The organism is Synechococcus sp. 1G10, from assembly GCF_002252625.1.
Classification (GTDB): domain Bacteria; phylum Cyanobacteriota; class Cyanobacteriia; order PCC-6307; family Cyanobiaceae; genus Regnicoccus_A.
Map to the genome: position 1 here is coordinate 1 of NZ_NQKW01000021.1, position 15,286 is coordinate 15,286.

The following is a 15,286-nucleotide window of genomic DNA, read 5'->3' on the forward strand; positions in this document are numbered from 1 at the left end:
AGATTGAGGACAGCTTCCTGGTCACCCGAACCATGATCTGGGTGCTGCCGATGCTGGGCTTTCTCGGAACCGTACTTGGCATCTCCGTCTCGATCGGAGGCTTCTCTGGCTTGCTGGCCAATGTGACGGATCTGACGAAGGTGAAGGCTGGCCTCACGCAGGTCACCGGTGGCCTCTCCACTGCCTTCGACACCACCCTTCTGGGGATTGTCTGCGCCGTCGGCTGCATGGTGTTGATGAGCCTGGCTGAGCGCTCGGAGTATCGGCTGGCCGGGGACCTCGAAGCAAGCATCAACGATTCCCTCTTCCCTCGATTGGCTCAAGATGAGACGTCCACGGCGAAGCTCTAGTACAGGAGTTGATCTGATCGGCTTCCTCGACATCCTCAGCGCTGTGATGGTGATCGTGTTGCTGGTGATTTCGGTGCTGGCCCTCTCGATCGGGGAGCAGGGAACTACCCAGGCTGCACCTGAACCGTTGCCAGCTGCGGCTTCAGAGTCCAGGACAGCCCCCGCTCTCGTCGAGATCACCACGGTGGGTGGCCGTGATGTCACTGCGGCCACTTCCTTCCTGCTTTGCAAGGGAGAGAGCCTGGAGCAATTCGATCCCGGAAACGGCGAGAGAATCAAGTCTTGGTCACTCGGCACCACCAGTGCAGCGGCGGTGGCTCGGGAACTGGCAGCCCCCAACGTTTACCTGGCGGTATCCGGTTCCTGCTTCCCCTCACTTGACTCTCTGGTTGAAGCCTTCCGGGCCAGCGGGTCGCAGCTTGGCTACGAGCCCACATCAGAGGAGGCCGTCTTGCCATGGCAGTGAAGCAGAGAGGTCGTCGTCGCTCTGGTGCAGCCGAGCTGAGCTTCGACAGCTTGATCGATGTTTTCATGAACGTTCTGGGCGTTCTGATGATCACGGCTGTCGTGCTGGCACTCGCGGCTCCAGGGCGGGTCAGCAACCCACAGGCCCCCACTCCACAACCACCAGTAGCCCCGCCACCCATTACACAGCCGGAGCGGCCAGCAGCTCGGCTCTCATTGCCCCAGGTTCAGGAAGCCGCTACGAGTCCGCTCTATCTGCTGATCACTGGTGATGGCATCCGGCCATTTTCTGGGGATGATCTGGAGACGACCGGTCGATTCTTCAGCCTGACTGATCTGGGGTCTTCTCTGCAGCTGGATCCAATCGCCGGCAGGGTGATGAGTGCAGAGGAATTGCGGTCCTGGCTGCGGCAGCACGACCCTGGTTCACGTCATCTCTCAGCAGCGATCACCCCCGATGGCACCGGGTATTACAAGGAGGTCCGCACCATTGCGGCAGAGGAGGGCTTCCGCTCTGGATGGCTCGCGCATGAGGGTGATGGTGTCGTGCTTAGCAGCGGAGGGCGTACTGGTTCGCTAGTCCAGTAGGTTCATTTCACCTCACCTATTGCCATGATTGCTTTCTGCATCCAGAAGGCCTTCAAGGAATCATCTATCTAGAACATGCTATGCGTGCCTAATCCAATGAAGTTTCAAGCAGGCAAGATCTACAATCGCCGGAGGGACCTGCACGATCGTTACGGTGGACAGCGACAGGGTGGAATGTCCACGCCTAGCGACTATGCGGCAATCTTCCTATTTACTGGCGATAGCGGCACCCAACATGGATACCGCGACGAGTTCAAGCCTGACGGAACTTATCATTACACAGGCGAGGGCCAGCATGGTGACATGAAGTTTGTTAGGGCCAATAAAGCTCTGCGTGATCATAGGGCTGATAGGAAACGCGTTTACCTCTTCGAGGCTCTCGGTCATGGTGATGTAAGTTACATTGGTGAGGCTACATATCTGGGCCACCACCATGAGGAGCGATCTGATACCAATGACAAACTTAGGCAAGCAATCGTCTTTGAGCTTGCTCTGGAGCCGTACGAAGGGGAAAAAGATACGCCCATAGACAGATCAGACAGAAGTTTTTCGAACCGGCGTCTGCGAGGAAAGTCGTTGCAAGAGCTTCGACAACTTGCTATTGCTGGGGCTGGCAGAGAAGCATCTGTCCAGCAAAGGCGGCAATGCGTCCGAGTACGGTCAGCGGCAGTTCGTCAGTACGTTCTGGAGCGGGCTGCTGGTGTATGTGAAGGATGCGGCGAGATAGCGCCATTCATGACTAAGCGCCGTGAGCCATATCTAGAACCTCACCATACGACTAGGCTAGCGGATGGGGGCCCAGATCACCCAGGTCACGTGATAGCGCTATGCCCTACCTGCCACCGGCGTGTGCATCATGCCCATGATGGAGACAGCTACAACCATATCCTTATTGAACACCTTTTCAATTTGGATAAGACTTCACCGTCCCCTGAGGAGTGATCTTATATTGCACGAAGCTGACAATCAGAACGAGGGGATTAAGCACGATTGAGACAGCGGGCCACCATCTCCGCAACATCTTTCATCAGCTCAACCCGCTCCTCTGGATTCGACCCGATCACCAGTAGGCAGAGGTCCGCCGCGATGAACTCACCTTGTTCGTCGTCAGTGATCGGTACAGCGCTGCCCAAGGTGCATACAGAGGAGGTTTATGCCAGTAGTGCTGAGGGGGTTCTGCACTATCCCCCAAGCGGGGGATGCGAAGGACTAGAGAGGCTGGGATGCTGAAAAGGTCAAAGGCAGCAATGCCCACTACCTCGTCAACAACATGTCAAAAAAGCTTGCACTTGCAATCGCTGGATCTCTGTCTCTGGCCATTAGCCCACTGGGAGCAAAGGCTGCCTCATACGATGCACTTTGCGGCAATGTAAACTGTAATGTATCTGTTACAGCTGACGAGTTTATTACACCAAGTGGCGGCATTAGTCGCGATCAGATTACGTCCTGGAATCAAGGCGGACAAGGAGCGACCACCAGTATTGGAACAGGAATTGCAACAACAATTATATTTGGTGTTCCCGGGCTTATCGGATTCCTTGCGAAAAACTACGACTATCGATTTACAATCTCCTATGCAGATGGTGCAGGTAACCCTGCAATCCAGGAAATTCGCTTTGTCAACAATAAGCCAGCCGTAAATTTTGCCTATGATATGTCGCGACTCACTGGTTTGGCAAGTGGGCAGCGCAGCGAGAAATCTATTGCTCTGATGAATGAGAAGAAGGCCGCTGAAGCGGAAAAGGCTCGCATAGCTTCACTTGATTGTGGCAAAGTGCTGAAACAGTACAATTGCAGCTGGGACATGTATCTGTCAGCCAATCCTTCGGTTGCCACATGGGCGGCGTCTTACCCTTCGATGGCGAATGTCGAAAAGGCTAGACTGGGTGCTGTTGACTGACCATTGGACCGTCTAGTTGGCAGGTTGCCAACTAGACGGTCTTGGGTCATCAACGATTTTATAGCGATCCTTGTCTGCCTTCAAAGACTGTGGTGTTTGCCGTCGAATGTGTTGGCGTTCTGAGCGGCCTGTGATTGATGCAAAGCGTCATTCAGCCTGATCGAAGTCGGACAGTCTTCACTTTGCAGATAGCAGGAATCCCCCGGACGGGGGATGTGGTGAAAGGTGCAGCCAGGGGATGGTGAAGAGGTCAGAGAGGAAGAGGACCGTTACTCGATTCGGCTCCTCCCCCAGAGCGAACTCCATCCCCCCGCACCATGAAGCCGAACCGCATCTTCCTTGCCACACTCGCCCTGTCGCTCATCGCGACACCAGCCGTGGCACAGACCATCAGCACGATCGACCGGAACGCCGATTTCCTGACCGTTGACAACTGCATTCAGACCCTCGGCGACCCCGCCAAGCCTGATGTGCAACAGGAGTGCTACCAGGTCGTCACCACCCGTGGCGGCGGCACCATCAACCTCTGGTTTGAGCGCAATAGCAACAACACCTTCGGCTTCATCATCGACACATCTGCCCCGCCTTACTCCAGCGGCGATACCCGTGTAATGGGCATCCGAATCCTTGCCGATGGGCAATCCTGGACCCTTGGGGCAAAGGGCGCGTGCCGCCTGACACCCTGGGAGGGCAGGGATCAGTCGATTCTCACCTGCACAGTCTCCAAGCAGAGTGACAAGCCCGACGTGAGCCCGGCACTCATCACTGGCAGCGCCGTCGTTCCCTCCACCTTTGCTATCCGCTGAGCATGAAGTCCAACCACATCTTCCTTGCCACCCTCGGCGGTGGCCTCCTGGGCTTATGCCTCCTCAACCTGACCACTGCCATCGTCAGCGAAATGTCCCCGCCGCAATCCATGGAGCAGGGGGTCGCTGATCAGAAGCTTGCTGACGCCGCCCTAGGAGTCTGCTTTACGAATCGGTGGGCCTGCCAACCGCATACAGCTAGGGCGCCTTCACACCTGGTATCAACTCATTAGAAATCGCGACATCTATAACAGATTTACTTTATTCTTAAGAAGCCTTTGCTATCCAATTGCACCATGTCTTTTCAACGCATTAAGAGCTTTCCAGAGAAGAGCGAGGACTCCCAGTGTGCTCGACACCTATTGGCGAGAATAGCATTTCGTTTGTTACCTCTAACCCTTGTCTCCCTCACGTCTGCCGTTGGGATTAAAGCTGTTTTAGCCAACCCTCAATATGTTGAAGCTTATTTCTATCAGTTTGTGCCTAGCTCCTGCAAGATGAGTCACTCCGGATATGGGAGAGGAGCATGCGAAGCCGGGGCAATATCTGTCGGAAGTGAGGACAGAAGCTCCGTGAACTTGCACATAATAGGCAAGCTTGGACAATGGCAGTTCCTGATTTCTCAAGGCAATTCGTTCATGCCGCAAGTAGATGTGGTGCTAATTAGGTCACTAACAAGCGTGGCCAGCAAAAAGCCAAAACCAGATTTCTACTATACCCGAGATGGTGGCGGCATTAAGGAGGGGAGCTGCACTCCTATTACGATTACACCTAGGTCGTCCGGGCGATGTGTAGTCACGCTTGAAGACGGAAAGACAATTGACGTAAGCTTTGAAACCAATACCCTTAAGCCGGTTGAGAACGTCCAGAAAGAGTATCCTCGTTACTGACATGCTTAGGTCGTCTGGGTTTTCTGGACAGGCCCCATCGTTAACCGCTGAGGCGGCGCATCGCTCCTGAGGGTAAAAGCTGCCCACTGCTATCCCCTTCACCACACCCTGAAGTTCGTAGATCCCACCGTAGACCGACTCCGCTGCCACATCACTCCCTACCGCACCGCATCCAATGCGTGCTGCGCCACCCCATCAGCCACCCGCTCACAATCAGTCGGGTGGCGGGGCAAGGTCGGCACCGTGGCCATCCAGCCCTGACATGCCTTGCTCCATAGGAGCCACGGTGTCTCCGGGTCACGACTTGCTGCCTGCAGCATCGTGCGGACCAAGGCCAGGCAGTTCGCTTCTCTCACCGAGAGCTTCCCGGCACGTCGAAACCGCACACCAGCATCTTGGAAGTCACCGGCCACTGAACCCTTTGGCCCGCCGGTCGCGTTGAACACGGCATCGTCCATCACGATCTGCAGATCCCTTGGCTCCAGCCCCCATCGGCTCAGCCATTCCTTGAGAGCCATGGCTTGCTCGGCATTGCTCATGTAGGAGCCACGAGTCCAGTCACGTTGCCCCCCGCTGGTGCTGGCGCAGACGTACATCTCATCAATCAGCCACAGGCTGCCCTTGGGGGCGCTTGGTGGGTCCTGGATGGCCAGATAGAACACCGATGGGGCAGCACAGCCCCAGTCGCCCACCACGAAGGGCTTGTGGAGCCTCAAGTTGATCTCCCCTGGCCTGACATCACGAAGGGAGCGGCGCACCGAGAAGCTCGTCCCGAAGAACGCCCCGGCGATCTCCACATCAAGCCGCCCTCTGAGCCAGGCATCAAGCAGCGCAGGATCATCACCACAGGCCACGCGCAGGCTGCGGATGTAGGCATCAAGGTCGATGTACTGGTTGCTGGCAGCAGTGGCACTGAAGTAAACGCAGTGCTTCTCCAGGTCCTCGCTGTAGAACCGTGTGGGCTTGCCCGCTTCTGGATAGCCCGAAGGGATGCCGAATCTGGTCTGCAGCCAGGCGTGACCAGCGCCGCCAGGTGATCGAGATTCCGCCGATCACGCCACCTGACCCACCGCTGCCAGGGTTGGACCGACGACATAACGCACCAGCGGGGCTGGTGTCCGGAAGTGGCCTGAGCAGGCATGGCCATCAGCAAGGGACCACCCCTGTCGCCCAAAGACGGGTGGCTCAGCGACGGCCGCCAGGTGCTGCGCTTCCGCCCGACCCGTTGGGATCACACCAGTCAGCTTCTGGAGATCACCAAGGGCGAGATACTCCCGGGCGAACCGGTGCCGCTGCTCAAGAGCCGCCGGGAGATCAGCCGGGATGAGGCCATCAAGCTGTGGGCCAGCAAGCGCCAGGAGGGCTGGAGCCCCTGCGAGCCCCAGTGGTGATGGGGTGTGGCCCAGAAGTGAGGTTTGCCGTACTGACACCACGGCCAAACGGTTCTATTGATGAATCGGAGGCCTCGACCAGGGCGGTTCAAACCAGTTCCCTGCAACCGGCCCATGGGCCCATCTCGATGAATCGCCACGCCGGCAGCCTCAACTGGAATCGCAGAAGTGGGGAGAAGATGCGATCAGCCGTGATAGGGCTCAAGATCTCCCGGTCGGCGTAACATCTTATCCACCTCGTCGAGATGAAGTTCCTCCAACACGATCATCTCCCTTGCGTACTCCTCCATCAACACGGAATGTGCTTCTGAAAGGGAGAGCAGTTCGTAATAGGCCTTGAGTGCTTCTTTTTCGTGCTCCATGCTCTCTCTCAGGATGTCGCCGATGTCGTGCTTCTGGGTCTCCAGAAGTGAACCGATCTGAAGGGAAGGATGCCCTCCCAGCAGCGTCACCATCTCACCGGCCTTATGGGCATGAACCAGGCCCTCCTCCGCGTTGCTCTTGAGCCAAGACACGATCGGAATTCGATTGTAGCCATACACCATCAGCGCGTAATGGGTGTATTTAACTACTCCTGCCAGCTCTAGCTCCAGGATGCGGTTAAGCGCTTTGATCATCGCCTCCTTCACCGTAACTTCGATCGTCTGCATGGTTGGTCCCTCCCCTGGCTCTGATTCCATGATTCGATCATTTTACGTGGCACCAAGGGCCGTCCCAGTGTGCTCTTCACAGCGCGCAAGCTCGCCACATCCATGCAGCATTAATGAATCAGAGGCCTCGACCAGGGCGGCGCGAGCACTAGCCCTGAAGCCGGCCCTAGCCCTTGGCTTCTGCGTAGGCGCAGCCTTCTCGAAGAGAAGCAGTAGGGAGCCAGACACGGGTCGCCCTTTTCATTGGGGACGTTCAGCCCTGTTCGATACTGGTCGCCTTCTCTTTGTCGAGACGATGTCTGGCTTCCCCGGCAGCGTCATGCCGGCACAGGTGGCCAGGCAGGCCCACGCTGCCGGGTGGGCCATGGCCGTGGTGAACCGCTGCCATGTTCCGCAGGTGGTTCGAGGTGCGCTTCTTCCCCCTGATCAAGGACCTGGTTGACGAGGAACTCACCGGCACCGAGCTGGATGAAGAGTTCAACGGCGAGCTGCGTACGGCACTGGAGGGACTGGAGCACCACGCCTGATCGCTATTGCACCGCCTCTTGCTTGAGAAGCTCAAGCAACCGCTCCACCCGGCCTGCCGCCACTTGACTCAGGCGTTCGTAGGCCGCTCGTTCCTGCTCCTCGATCTGGACCTGGCTGAGCAGTGATCGATGGACTTCCAGATCAGGCCATTGCGCGATGACGGCGTCGATGCCGCGGGCCTTCAGAACCTTGCGCACCGAGGCGGTGTTGAGCGGCAGGGAGAAGGTGAAGCGCATGTGGTGATCACTGACGAACCAAGGACAAACCGCTGACAGGTTTCCGTTCGATGCACGGACAGCACGGCAGCTGGATCACTGGCGGCGATCACCCTGGCACGATTTCCTAGGCGGTTGTGTGTGCAGCAGGTGATCAGGCCTCGATCTGAGCATCCAGCAGGGGGCCCTATCGACGGCCATAAATCTGATCGATGACCTGGCCGAGCGGGCAGATCACAACCAGTCGACCGGAATCGCATCCCAGCTGGCGGGATCACATGGGGCCATCAGCGCCTCAAGCCCCCGCAGCTCGGCGGCGTCTTCCGGCAGCAACCAGGCCTCTTCCCAGCCATCAATGATCACCACCGGCATGCGGTCGTGGATCGGACGCAGCAGCGCGTTGGGGGTGGTGGTGAGGATGCAGCAGGTCTGGAGTTCGCTGCCATCAGGAGCGATCCAGTGGTCCCACAAGCCGCCAAGCCAGAAGGGGGCGCCGTCCTGGCGGCGGATCCAGTAGGGCTGCTTCTGCCCTTTGGGGCCATGGCCTGCCCCCTCCGGTGGCGGTCGCCATTCGTAGAAGCCATCGGCTGGCAGCAGGCAGCGGTGATGGCGCCAGGGACCACGAAAGAACGGCTTCTGGCTCACCGTCTCGCTGCGTGCATTGATCGGCCGGCTTTTGCCGCTGGTGTTCTTCAGCCAGCTGGGGACCAACCCCCAGCGCGCGTAGCCCACTGCCAGCTGTCCCTGCTGGTGCCGCTGGATCAGTAGTGACTCGCCGGGCCGCACTTGCTGCCGCGGCTGGTAATGCTCGAGGAAACCATCCGGCAGCGGACCCTTGAGCCGTGGCAGCAACTGATCGATCGTGGTGGTGAGCGAGTAGCGGCCACACATCAGAGACGCCTGCGGATCGAGTTGGGCTGCTCCCAATCTGCGTGGCCTGACTCCTGGCAGTGCAACCGCGATACCGACCGCCATCCAGGAGGAGCGAGTCTGATGGGACCTTGCCATGCCCACGCTGCCTTGGATCGTCTGGACCTAAGACCGCGGCTATGTTCCCAGGCCTTTCAATCGGATGGGCCTGGCCGCTGCAAGCCGCCACTGTGCACTCGATCGGCGATGGCGACACCATCCGCGTGCTGGAAGGTGGCAAGCGGATCAGCGTGCGCCTGGCCTGCATCGATGCTCCCGAGATGGCTCAGGCCCCCGATGGGGAACAGGCCCGCCGGTATCTGCAGAGCCGTTTGCGGCTGGGCTCAAGTGTGACCCTCAGGCCGCAGATGGTGGATCGCTAAGGCCGCACCGTGGCCGAGGTGATCGGGGTGGTGAACCTGAACCTGGCAATGGTGGAAGACGGCCAGGCATTTGTCTACCGGAAGTACCTCTGCCAGTGCGACTCAAAGAAGTATCTCGATGCCGAAGCACGGGCCAGTCGGCGCCGTGTTGGCGTGTGGCAAATGTCAGGCGGAATCACCCGGCCCTGGGACTTCCGCCGCGTGAAAGCATCGACTCGATCAGGTGCTGATTCTGGATCCATTCCGGGCGGCCGTCGGTATCGCTGCAGCGAGCTCAGCTCTTATGCCCGAGCCCAGGAGCTGCTGAGCCAGGGTCACCGGTATCTCGATAGCAACAGTGATGGAGAGGCGTGTGAAAGTCTGCGCCGCTGAGATGACGAACAACCGCACCATTGGTATGAGGAGCCTCTCCCATTCCGCTAGGGTGTATTCATTGTTGCCTGCCCCACATTGATGGCACTCACCGGATCTGAACTGCTCGCCAAAGTCAAGGAGCTTGGAGCTGCCTCCAAGTCCGATCTGGTGCGAGCCGCCGGCTACGTGAACAGCAAGAAGAATGGCAGTGAGCGGCTGAACTTCACGGCCTTCTTTGAGGCGCTGCTGGAAGCCAAGGGCGTCAGCCTCGGTGACGGTGGCAAGGGCCAAGGTGGCCGCAGCTTGAGCTACACCACCAAGATCCAGTTCAACGGGAACCTGATGGTGGGCAAGGCCTACACGGCATTGCTAGACCTCAAGCCCGGCGATGAGTTCGAGATCAAGCTGGGCAAGAAGCAGATCCGGCTGATTCCTGTTGGTGCCAGCGATGATGAGGAGTGACCGCAAGCTGGAACTGCTGTTGGAGCGGCTGCCCCCGCCGGTTGCCGATCGCTGATGACCAACCTGCCCCATCTCCACAGCCCGCGCTACATCGATGCCCTGGGCTGGGCGGCACAGCTGCACAGCCTCCAGCGGCGCAAAGGCAAACCCGTGCCCTACATCTCCCACCTGATCGCCGTGAGCGCTCTGGTGTGGGAAGACGGCGGCGATGAGGAGCAGGCGATCGCAGGCCTGCTGCACGATTCGATCGAGGATGCCGATCAGGACGAGGCCTCGATCGCCGGCCGCTACGGGCAGCGGGTGGGGCGGATCGTGGCCGACTGCACAGACACCGCAGGGCCGGTGGCGCCGGGAGGCAAGAAGGAATCCTGGCTCGTGCGCAAGACGCGCTACGTGGCCTCGCTGGAGCACAAGCCGCTCGATTCACTGCTGGTGACGGCAGCCGATAAGGCCCACAACGCACGTGACATGGTGCTCGATGCCCGCCGCGACCCAAGCAGCTGGGAGCGGTTTAATGCCGGCCTCGATGGCACCGCCTGGTACCTGCTGAGGATCCACCAGACCCTGAGCCACCGTATGCCTGGCAGCCGCTCCAACGAGCTGCTGGGGGACGCCGTGAACAAGATCCTGCGCAGCCAGTCCTACGACCGGATCATCCCCAGCGGCATAAGCCCGTTGGTGTGGGCCATGGGCTACCTGGAGCGGCAGCAGCAGGGTTCAGAGCAGGTACCAGTTTGACCGGGCTGGCATCAAAGGCAGCAGCCCGCCGCTCAGCCGCCGCTGGACGGCCCGCCCTCCTCAGGCGGGGCCGCCTCATAAAGCTCCCACTGCTGCTGCTCCTGGGCGGCGCGGATCAGCTGGAGGCGGTCGAGGAACTAATCGATCACCGGCAGCACCACCAGCTGCAGGAAGCGACGCTCGCTGGGCGAGAAGGGAGCTCCACATCTGCGCCTGGCTTCCGGGGCCTCAAGAACGGCACCGATGGCCTCACGGCAGCGCAGCAGCAGCAGGGCCGGATCGGTGGAGTTGAGGACAGGACTGGGCATGGCAGCAGACGGAACCGATCCAGGCGTTACCCTTATTTCAAGCCGCCTGAGTGGCAGCCAAGGAGTGATACCTTTCCTGAAAGTCACCGACCACTCCCATGCTGCGCAGCTGATCCAACTCACCGCAGTGAGGAGGCGTTGATTGGTGCTTTGGCAGCATGCTCCTGCCTATCCGCAGCGCTCCGCAACCAATAAGCAAATGTAGATCCTCCACAATGAGGTGGGCGGCATTGCGATGAACAACGTAAGCAGCAGTTCCACCCGCTATCAGTTGCTGAGCACCAGCGGGATTCCATCCGTAAGGGTAGGATCACCGCTAAGAATAGACGTGCCTGCAGGAGTTGGTATTGCCGGGACACGCTTCCTTGCCACGTAGCGTCTGCCGTCATAGATGTGACGCACGTAGGTCAGGGGAGCGCCACCACCGGACTCCCGTTTCCAGAAGTCATTCCAGCCTTGCGTGCGCGTGGCTGAAATGATGACCGGCAGGCGAGTAATCGGGAAGCTGTTCATCAGCCGATAATAATTGCCGCTTTGCCGGAAGATCTGCATAGTGCAGCCTCCGGTGCCGCAGAAGTTCGAGCCCATCAGGTAGGCGAACACCTCATCGCGGCCATCGCCATTGAGGTCGTAACGAGCATAGACATAGCTCCCACGAGCTGAACCTCGCTTCCCACCGATGGCGTGGTGCATCTCGCCGGGCGAGGCCCTCAGGATGGCGGCTTCCAGCTTTGGATCGGGGGTAGCAGAGAAATGACCTGCTTGGTTGATGGGCTCCCAGACGAGAATGCCGCCATCGGCCAGCAGGCTGAGATTCAATCGTCCATCTCTGAGCAGATAGCCGCGCACGAAAGTGGTCTGAGCGCCAAGCCTCTCCCCCAGGCTCGGAGACGGACAGAGGGCTTTGGTGCTGGCAAGCGGACCCAGCCGCAGACTGCCGTTGCTGGGATCAGCACTTGGTCGGGCCGACCAGGTTCCGCTGGCTCGGTTGCAGTCGAGGCGCAGCTGAAGCGTGCCGTCGCTGTTGAACCGCAACGTGTAACGGGAGGGATCGGCAGGCCGGGTGATGCCCTGTGCATCGTCCATCGACTGGATTTCGAGCAGGCGCCACTGCGTGCCCGCCAGGGGGGCGCCTGAGCTGGTCGGCTTGGCCAGACTGGTCCCCTCGCCGCCAGGCAGCAGGAAGGAAGCAGCAATGGCGGCACTGACCACAACCATCGCTGCAGCATCGCGGACCACCCTCATCAATGGAAGAATTGCAATCTTCGGTCTAGCAGCGCTGCAGTCCCTACGGCAAGCAATGTGGCCTGCGCTCTATGGCTCTGCGGCCACATAGGGATTGAGACCGCAGCAGCTGATCACGCCAATGCAGGCCTACAAAGCCCGGATGAAAACCACTTCTAGATATAACCATAATGATAAGCGTCAATGCTGCCGTCACGACGAACAAGTATCCAGGCAGGGCCTGGAAAGAATCCAGGTGAGCGTATGAACCAGATCCAGAAGTCCTGAACAGTCTCTCCATATTCAGGTGGAAACATCGTTTCGGCACCGATTATTGCCAAGCCTGCGTCAGGTAAAAGCTGAATACATAGGTCACTGTCCTTGGAAAGCGCGGTCTTGATGGCCAATTGAATCTCTTCGGCTGATGCTGCTTCTGTCAGTCCAAAGGCTTCAGGCTCAGACGCCACAAGACTATAAAAGTCATCTCGTCCGGCACAGACCTTCGAGTTCACGAACAAGGCTCGTAGCCCGGTCTCAAAAGCTTCAAGGGCACCCACGCTGCCGGGCAGGGCCTGTTGGGATGCGATCACATCAGCGTCCCACCGGTAGACAGGAGGCAAGCCCTCCTGGGACAAGATCCTGGTAAAATCTTCATGGCCGACCATGACGCGGAGTTCGGTTGCGTAGAGCTCCATCATGCCAGAATCATTCTTCTGAGGAAACTCTGCATTGACAAAACAGGCCGTTCTGCTCTGGGATCATCGTGAGCCGGCAGAACCTTCAACCAGGACAGCAGTTTCGCGCATTCCTTATGTCTGCCGAAGACTCATATGATCGCCGGAAGACGAATCTTCATTCACCCGTGCCCGGTGCAGTCATGCTGACAGTGATCGTCCGGAGAGAATGATCTTGACCATCGTCGAGATCACGCATCGTCCGTTAGATCGGCCCGTCATTGCCTACGGCTCTTACAGAATCAGTCCCAAGGCTCTGGTCGACCTCTCCAAGGTCATCGAAGTTTCCCTCATCAGCACACACTGAACTGACGTGCCGAGCAACGAGGAGAGCAAGAAGTCCTAAGGATGAGGCCCTGTCACGGGCTGGAAGCGACAGTTGGCTGCAGATAGGCCCAGTGTTGGCCATTCAATCTGGACCTGCTCACCCTTGATCCAGAGCAAGGCCGAAGGTGCAGCGGCGTCGTTGCTTGGGTTGCTGCTGGTTGTTGAACTGACGTAGCGAACTCCAGACGCCGATGGAGTGCGGGTGAGCAGAACCAGCCGGCCGTTGCTCTCCACAACAGCAAACTCCGGCTGTCCATTCACGAGGGTGACGCGCAGAACATCACGGATCTCGGGGCAGGCCACGGGGATGGGTCCCTGGCTGATGGAAGCTGGATCCTCCCGGCGCGCGCTTGCAGAGATCTGACGAAGCAAATGAAGGCGCACCAAAGTGGACTCGAGCACGCAGCGGCGCAGGTCAGCGTCCCAGGTGGGCGGCTTGGCTGATTGCCAACAAGCCTGTCGCTGCTCCACCCAGAGGCGCTGCTCGCTAAGCAGAGAAGCCCTGGTGGAGGACGGCAGGCTGGGGTCAGTACGGACCAGCGTGAACAGCCGCCTGACCTCGTCATCGAAGCGGCGTAGCGCGGCATCTCTGCAGATCAACACCGTGGTGGCGCTGGCCCCGGGGGTGCATCGAATCGTCACTCCGTCGAACGACTCCACGGGCGGGGGTACAGCCATTGCCGGAACCGTCAACACGGCGAAGGAGAACAGCAGTGGCCCAACAGAGGAGGCGAACGTATGGCTAGCCGTCATGGAATAAGTTGACGAGAATGGATCTCCGGCGATCCTGGATCCAGGGGTGCCAGTGCGGATCGATAATGGGCCCAACTAAACAGGTTGTCCGTTATCCAGCGGCTTAACCCTGCGAAGAAGATAGAGTCCGTAGAAAAATCCAGGCGCAGCGAGGAGAAAGGGAGCAAGAATGCTCAGACCTACCGAAGACTGCGCTCCAGTGCCAGCGGCCTTGTGCCCTGAGGATATCACCATGAAAACGGCAAAGTCCCATAGGGCGTGCGTAAGGATCACCGGGTAGAGCGATTGAGTTCGTACACGGATGGCAGCGAACAGAATCCCACTGAAGCTCGCTGCGGCTGCTTGGATCAAGCCTGCCTGAAGCTCACCGGTGACGAAGACATTCAGCGCGTGAACCCCACCAAACAGAAGTGACGATAACCAGACGGCTTTCCATACGGAGAAGCGGTCAGTCAAGCCTTTAAAGATGATTCCACGGAACATCCATTCCTCAGATATGCCAACCAGCAGGGTGTTCAGCGCAACCCAGAATGTCGTGACTGGACCTGGAAGTCCGAGCACGAGGGCCAGGGAGAAGAAGAGCACAATCATCAGGCCAGGCAGCCACAGAATCCGCAAGGCGAATCCCCACTCCGGGGCACGAAACCCGATCTCTCTCAGGCCAAAGATAGCCGTGACCAGACAAAGAAACCCGATGGCGGCAACGAATTGCCAGGCCAATCCGCGACTGACCATGTCATTCAAAGAGGAGCTGCCTCCACCGCGAATGGCACCACCTCCGATGGTGACCATCAGCCATCCAACAAAGACTGCCAACGCGATCCAGAGAGTCTTAGTGTTTTTCATGCCCGGTCATTGAATTGGTTTTGCCGTGGTTTGCCATCAAGCCCTGTAGGGCACTTGCGGCGATCATGGGAAGGCAGCAAGGCCGTCAGCATGTTGCCACTACATTCATCCACCATTCAAGCAGAACAGTGTGATTCAATAGCAGAGTTCGCTCTATTCGGTGAGCCTTGATATCGATGCGACAACTCGTGCCTGTCATCACTGGACTCATCGCAGCGGAGAGAAAATGAGGCCCATTGCGATTCTCGGCGGGAGAGTCGATTGTCTCTGTTCAAATGCAGTTCGGCCATGGCTGAGCATCATGAGGTCATTCCTGCTCCGCTCAATAGTGGCATCGAGACCATGAACGAGGGGGTGGGTGTTGCTGCCATGAGGCACCGGATGAAAACCAAGGCGAGAGCAGTTGGATCCTTGCGCTGATGGCATCTACATTTCAGCCAATACGCATCGTTGCGCCATCCAGGA

Annotated in this window: 22 protein-coding genes; 13 read left to right on the forward strand and 9 right to left on the reverse strand. The window is 58.6% G+C overall.

Annotated features, from left to right (window positions below):
• Positions 1-32 precede the first annotated feature (32 nt).
• From CJZ82_RS14135 to CJZ82_RS19075, 7 genes are all read left to right on the forward strand, one after another.
• Positions 33-350: a MotA/TolQ/ExbB proton channel family protein gene (locus tag CJZ82_RS14135; protein ID WP_158218480.1), complete on the forward strand. Its 318-nt coding sequence runs from the start codon at positions 33-35 to the stop codon at positions 348-350.
• Positions 325-816, forward strand: a complete 492-nt coding sequence (locus CJZ82_RS14140) for a hypothetical protein (RefSeq protein WP_143593678.1) — start codon at positions 325-327, stop codon at positions 814-816. The genes CJZ82_RS14135 and CJZ82_RS14140 overlap by 26 nt, the downstream gene beginning before the upstream one ends.
• Positions 807-1,403 carry a hypothetical protein gene (locus tag CJZ82_RS14145; RefSeq protein ID WP_094556412.1) on the forward strand — a complete coding sequence of 199 codons (597 nt, stop codon included), beginning with the start codon at positions 807-809 and terminating at the stop codon, positions 1,401-1,403. The genes CJZ82_RS14140 and CJZ82_RS14145 overlap by 10 nt, the downstream gene beginning before the upstream one ends.
• A gap of 303 nt (positions 1,404-1,706) precedes the next feature.
• A complete protein-coding gene (locus CJZ82_RS19645; protein WP_369820078.1) occupies positions 1,707-2,345 on the forward strand; it encodes an HNH endonuclease in 639 nt (212 codons plus the stop codon).
• A gap of 328 nt (positions 2,346-2,673) precedes the next feature.
• The gene (locus CJZ82_RS17980; RefSeq protein ID WP_143593679.1) at positions 2,674-3,303 is read left to right on the forward strand and encodes a hypothetical protein; all 630 of its coding nucleotides are present in this window, start codon (positions 2,674-2,676) and stop codon (positions 3,301-3,303) included.
• 317 nt (positions 3,304-3,620) lie between these two features.
• Entirely contained in the window at positions 3,621-4,109 is a 489-nt protein-coding gene (locus CJZ82_RS14155) for a hypothetical protein (protein WP_094556414.1), read from the forward strand.
• 296 nt (positions 4,110-4,405) lie between these two features.
• Positions 4,406-4,999 carry a hypothetical protein gene (locus tag CJZ82_RS19075; RefSeq protein WP_233130264.1) on the forward strand — a complete coding sequence of 198 codons (594 nt, stop codon included), beginning with the start codon at positions 4,406-4,408 and terminating at the stop codon, positions 4,997-4,999.
• Positions 5,000-5,157: 158 nt separating this feature from the next.
• Here CJZ82_RS19075 and CJZ82_RS18730 read toward each other — a convergent pair whose 3' ends face one another.
• Positions 5,158-5,853, reverse strand: a complete 696-nt coding sequence (locus tag CJZ82_RS18730; protein ID WP_198949791.1) for a hypothetical protein — start codon at positions 5,851-5,853, stop codon at positions 5,158-5,160.
• Between the two features lie 285 nt (positions 5,854-6,138).
• Between CJZ82_RS18730 and CJZ82_RS14170 the strand changes: the two genes are divergently transcribed.
• Positions 6,139-6,390: a DUF1651 domain-containing protein gene (locus CJZ82_RS14170; protein ID WP_094556415.1), complete on the forward strand. Its 252-nt coding sequence runs from the start codon at positions 6,139-6,141 to the stop codon at positions 6,388-6,390.
• A 185-nt stretch (positions 6,391-6,575) separates the two neighbouring features.
• Here CJZ82_RS14170 and CJZ82_RS14175 read toward each other — a convergent pair whose 3' ends face one another.
• Positions 6,576-7,040, reverse strand: a complete 465-nt coding sequence (locus tag CJZ82_RS14175) for a bacterioferritin (RefSeq protein ID WP_094556416.1) — start codon at positions 7,038-7,040, stop codon at positions 6,576-6,578.
• 386 nt (positions 7,041-7,426) lie between these two features.
• On the opposite strand from CJZ82_RS14175, the gene CJZ82_RS18430 reads away from it, so the two are divergent.
• Positions 7,427-7,567, forward strand: coding sequence for a hypothetical protein (locus CJZ82_RS18430; RefSeq protein ID WP_158218584.1), 141 nt, complete (start codon positions 7,427-7,429; stop codon positions 7,565-7,567).
• Positions 7,568-7,570: 3 nt separating this feature from the next.
• Here the strand turns inward: CJZ82_RS18430 and CJZ82_RS14180 are convergent, their stop codons facing one another.
• Positions 7,571-7,804, reverse strand: coding sequence for a hypothetical protein (locus CJZ82_RS14180; protein ID WP_094556417.1), 234 nt, complete (start codon positions 7,802-7,804; stop codon positions 7,571-7,573).
• Between the two features lie 213 nt (positions 7,805-8,017).
• Positions 8,018-8,674, reverse strand: coding sequence for an SOS response-associated peptidase (locus CJZ82_RS14185; protein ID WP_094556418.1), 657 nt, complete (start codon positions 8,672-8,674; stop codon positions 8,018-8,020).
• A gap of 209 nt (positions 8,675-8,883) precedes the next feature.
• Between CJZ82_RS14185 and CJZ82_RS19080 the strand changes: the two genes are divergently transcribed.
• The 4 genes from CJZ82_RS19080 (at position 8,884) to CJZ82_RS14200 (ending at position 10,629) form a co-directional block, all read left to right on the forward strand.
• Positions 8,884-9,075 carry a thermonuclease family protein gene (locus tag CJZ82_RS19080; protein ID WP_233130265.1) on the forward strand — a complete coding sequence of 64 codons (192 nt, stop codon included), beginning with the start codon at positions 8,884-8,886 and terminating at the stop codon, positions 9,073-9,075.
• Between the two features lie 9 nt (positions 9,076-9,084).
• Positions 9,085-9,447, forward strand: coding sequence for a thermonuclease family protein (locus CJZ82_RS19085; protein WP_233130266.1), 363 nt, complete (start codon positions 9,085-9,087; stop codon positions 9,445-9,447).
• Positions 9,448-9,528: 81 nt separating this feature from the next.
• Complete coding sequence (locus CJZ82_RS14195; RefSeq protein WP_094556419.1) at positions 9,529-9,891, forward strand: AbrB family transcriptional regulator; 363 nt, start codon at positions 9,529-9,531, stop codon at positions 9,889-9,891.
• Between the two features lie 54 nt (positions 9,892-9,945).
• On the forward strand, positions 9,946-10,629 hold the full coding sequence (locus CJZ82_RS14200; protein ID WP_094556420.1) for an HD domain-containing protein: 684 nt from the start codon (positions 9,946-9,948) through the stop codon (positions 10,627-10,629).
• A gap of 137 nt (positions 10,630-10,766) precedes the next feature.
• Here the strand turns inward: CJZ82_RS14200 and CJZ82_RS18435 are convergent, their stop codons facing one another.
• From CJZ82_RS18435 to CJZ82_RS14220, 5 genes are all read right to left on the reverse strand, one after another.
• Positions 10,767-10,937 carry a hypothetical protein gene (locus CJZ82_RS18435; protein ID WP_158218585.1) on the reverse strand — a complete coding sequence of 57 codons (171 nt, stop codon included), beginning with the start codon at positions 10,935-10,937 and terminating at the stop codon, positions 10,767-10,769.
• A gap of 267 nt (positions 10,938-11,204) precedes the next feature.
• Complete coding sequence (locus CJZ82_RS14205) at positions 11,205-12,155, reverse strand: META domain-containing protein (protein WP_233130267.1); 951 nt, start codon at positions 12,153-12,155, stop codon at positions 11,205-11,207.
• 182 nt (positions 12,156-12,337) lie between these two features.
• Positions 12,338-12,859: a hypothetical protein gene (locus CJZ82_RS14210; RefSeq protein ID WP_094556422.1), complete on the reverse strand. Its 522-nt coding sequence runs from the start codon at positions 12,857-12,859 to the stop codon at positions 12,338-12,340.
• 378 nt (positions 12,860-13,237) lie between these two features.
• Positions 13,238-13,975 carry an MliC family protein gene (locus CJZ82_RS14215; RefSeq protein WP_094556423.1) on the reverse strand — a complete coding sequence of 246 codons (738 nt, stop codon included), beginning with the start codon at positions 13,973-13,975 and terminating at the stop codon, positions 13,238-13,240.
• A 75-nt stretch (positions 13,976-14,050) separates the two neighbouring features.
• Positions 14,051-14,821 (reverse strand): CPBP family intramembrane glutamic endopeptidase, encoded by a 771-nt coding sequence (locus tag CJZ82_RS14220; RefSeq protein ID WP_094556424.1) that lies wholly within the window; start codon positions 14,819-14,821, stop codon positions 14,051-14,053.
• Between the last annotated feature and the right edge of the window lie 465 nt (positions 14,822-15,286).

What these genes read in the sequence shown, in the direction of transcription:
- CJZ82_RS14200 (WP_094556420.1), top strand. Translation starts at nt 9,946, where the DNA reads ATGACCAACCTGCCCCATCTCCACAGCCCGCGCTACATCGATGCCCTG.
- CJZ82_RS14195 (WP_094556419.1), top strand. Translation starts at nt 9,529, where the DNA reads ATGGCACTCACCGGATCTGAACTGCTCGCCAAAGTCAAGGAGCTTGGA.
- CJZ82_RS14220 (WP_094556424.1), bottom strand. Translation starts at nt 14,821, where the DNA reads ATGAAAAACACTAAGACTCTCTGGATCGCGTTGGCAGTCTTTGTTGGA.
- CJZ82_RS14145 (WP_094556412.1), top strand. Translation starts at nt 807, where the DNA reads ATGGCAGTGAAGCAGAGAGGTCGTCGTCGCTCTGGTGCAGCCGAGCTG.
- CJZ82_RS14175 (WP_094556416.1), bottom strand. Translation starts at nt 7,040, where the DNA reads ATGCAGACGATCGAAGTTACGGTGAAGGAGGCGATGATCAAAGCGCTT.
- CJZ82_RS14135 (WP_158218480.1), top strand. Translation starts at nt 33, where the DNA reads ATGATCTGGGTGCTGCCGATGCTGGGCTTTCTCGGAACCGTACTTGGC.
- CJZ82_RS14210 (WP_094556422.1), bottom strand. Translation starts at nt 12,859, where the DNA reads ATGATGGAGCTCTACGCAACCGAACTCCGCGTCATGGTCGGCCATGAA.
- CJZ82_RS14185 (WP_094556418.1), bottom strand. Translation starts at nt 8,674, where the DNA reads ATGTGTGGCCGCTACTCGCTCACCACCACGATCGATCAGTTGCTGCCA.
- CJZ82_RS17980 (WP_143593679.1), top strand. Translation starts at nt 2,674, where the DNA reads ATGTCAAAAAAGCTTGCACTTGCAATCGCTGGATCTCTGTCTCTGGCC.
- CJZ82_RS18435 (WP_158218585.1), bottom strand. Translation starts at nt 10,937, where the DNA reads ATGCCCAGTCCTGTCCTCAACTCCACCGATCCGGCCCTGCTGCTGCTG.
- CJZ82_RS14205 (WP_233130267.1), bottom strand. Translation starts at nt 12,155, where the DNA reads ATGGTTGTGGTCAGTGCCGCCATTGCTGCTTCCTTCCTGCTGCCTGGC.
- CJZ82_RS14140 (WP_143593678.1), top strand. Translation starts at nt 325, where the DNA reads ATGAGACGTCCACGGCGAAGCTCTAGTACAGGAGTTGATCTGATCGGC.
- CJZ82_RS18430 (WP_158218584.1), top strand. Translation starts at nt 7,427, where the DNA reads ATGTTCCGCAGGTGGTTCGAGGTGCGCTTCTTCCCCCTGATCAAGGAC.
- CJZ82_RS19645 (WP_369820078.1), top strand. Translation starts at nt 1,707, where the DNA reads ATGAAGTTTGTTAGGGCCAATAAAGCTCTGCGTGATCATAGGGCTGAT.
- CJZ82_RS14155 (WP_094556414.1), top strand. Translation starts at nt 3,621, where the DNA reads ATGAAGCCGAACCGCATCTTCCTTGCCACACTCGCCCTGTCGCTCATC.
- CJZ82_RS14170 (WP_094556415.1), top strand. Translation starts at nt 6,139, where the DNA reads ATGGCCATCAGCAAGGGACCACCCCTGTCGCCCAAAGACGGGTGGCTC.
- CJZ82_RS14215 (WP_094556423.1), bottom strand. Translation starts at nt 13,975, where the DNA reads ATGACGGCTAGCCATACGTTCGCCTCCTCTGTTGGGCCACTGCTGTTC.
- CJZ82_RS14180 (WP_094556417.1), bottom strand. Translation starts at nt 7,804, where the DNA reads ATGCGCTTCACCTTCTCCCTGCCGCTCAACACCGCCTCGGTGCGCAAG.
- CJZ82_RS19075 (WP_233130264.1), top strand. Translation starts at nt 4,406, where the DNA reads ATGTCTTTTCAACGCATTAAGAGCTTTCCAGAGAAGAGCGAGGACTCC.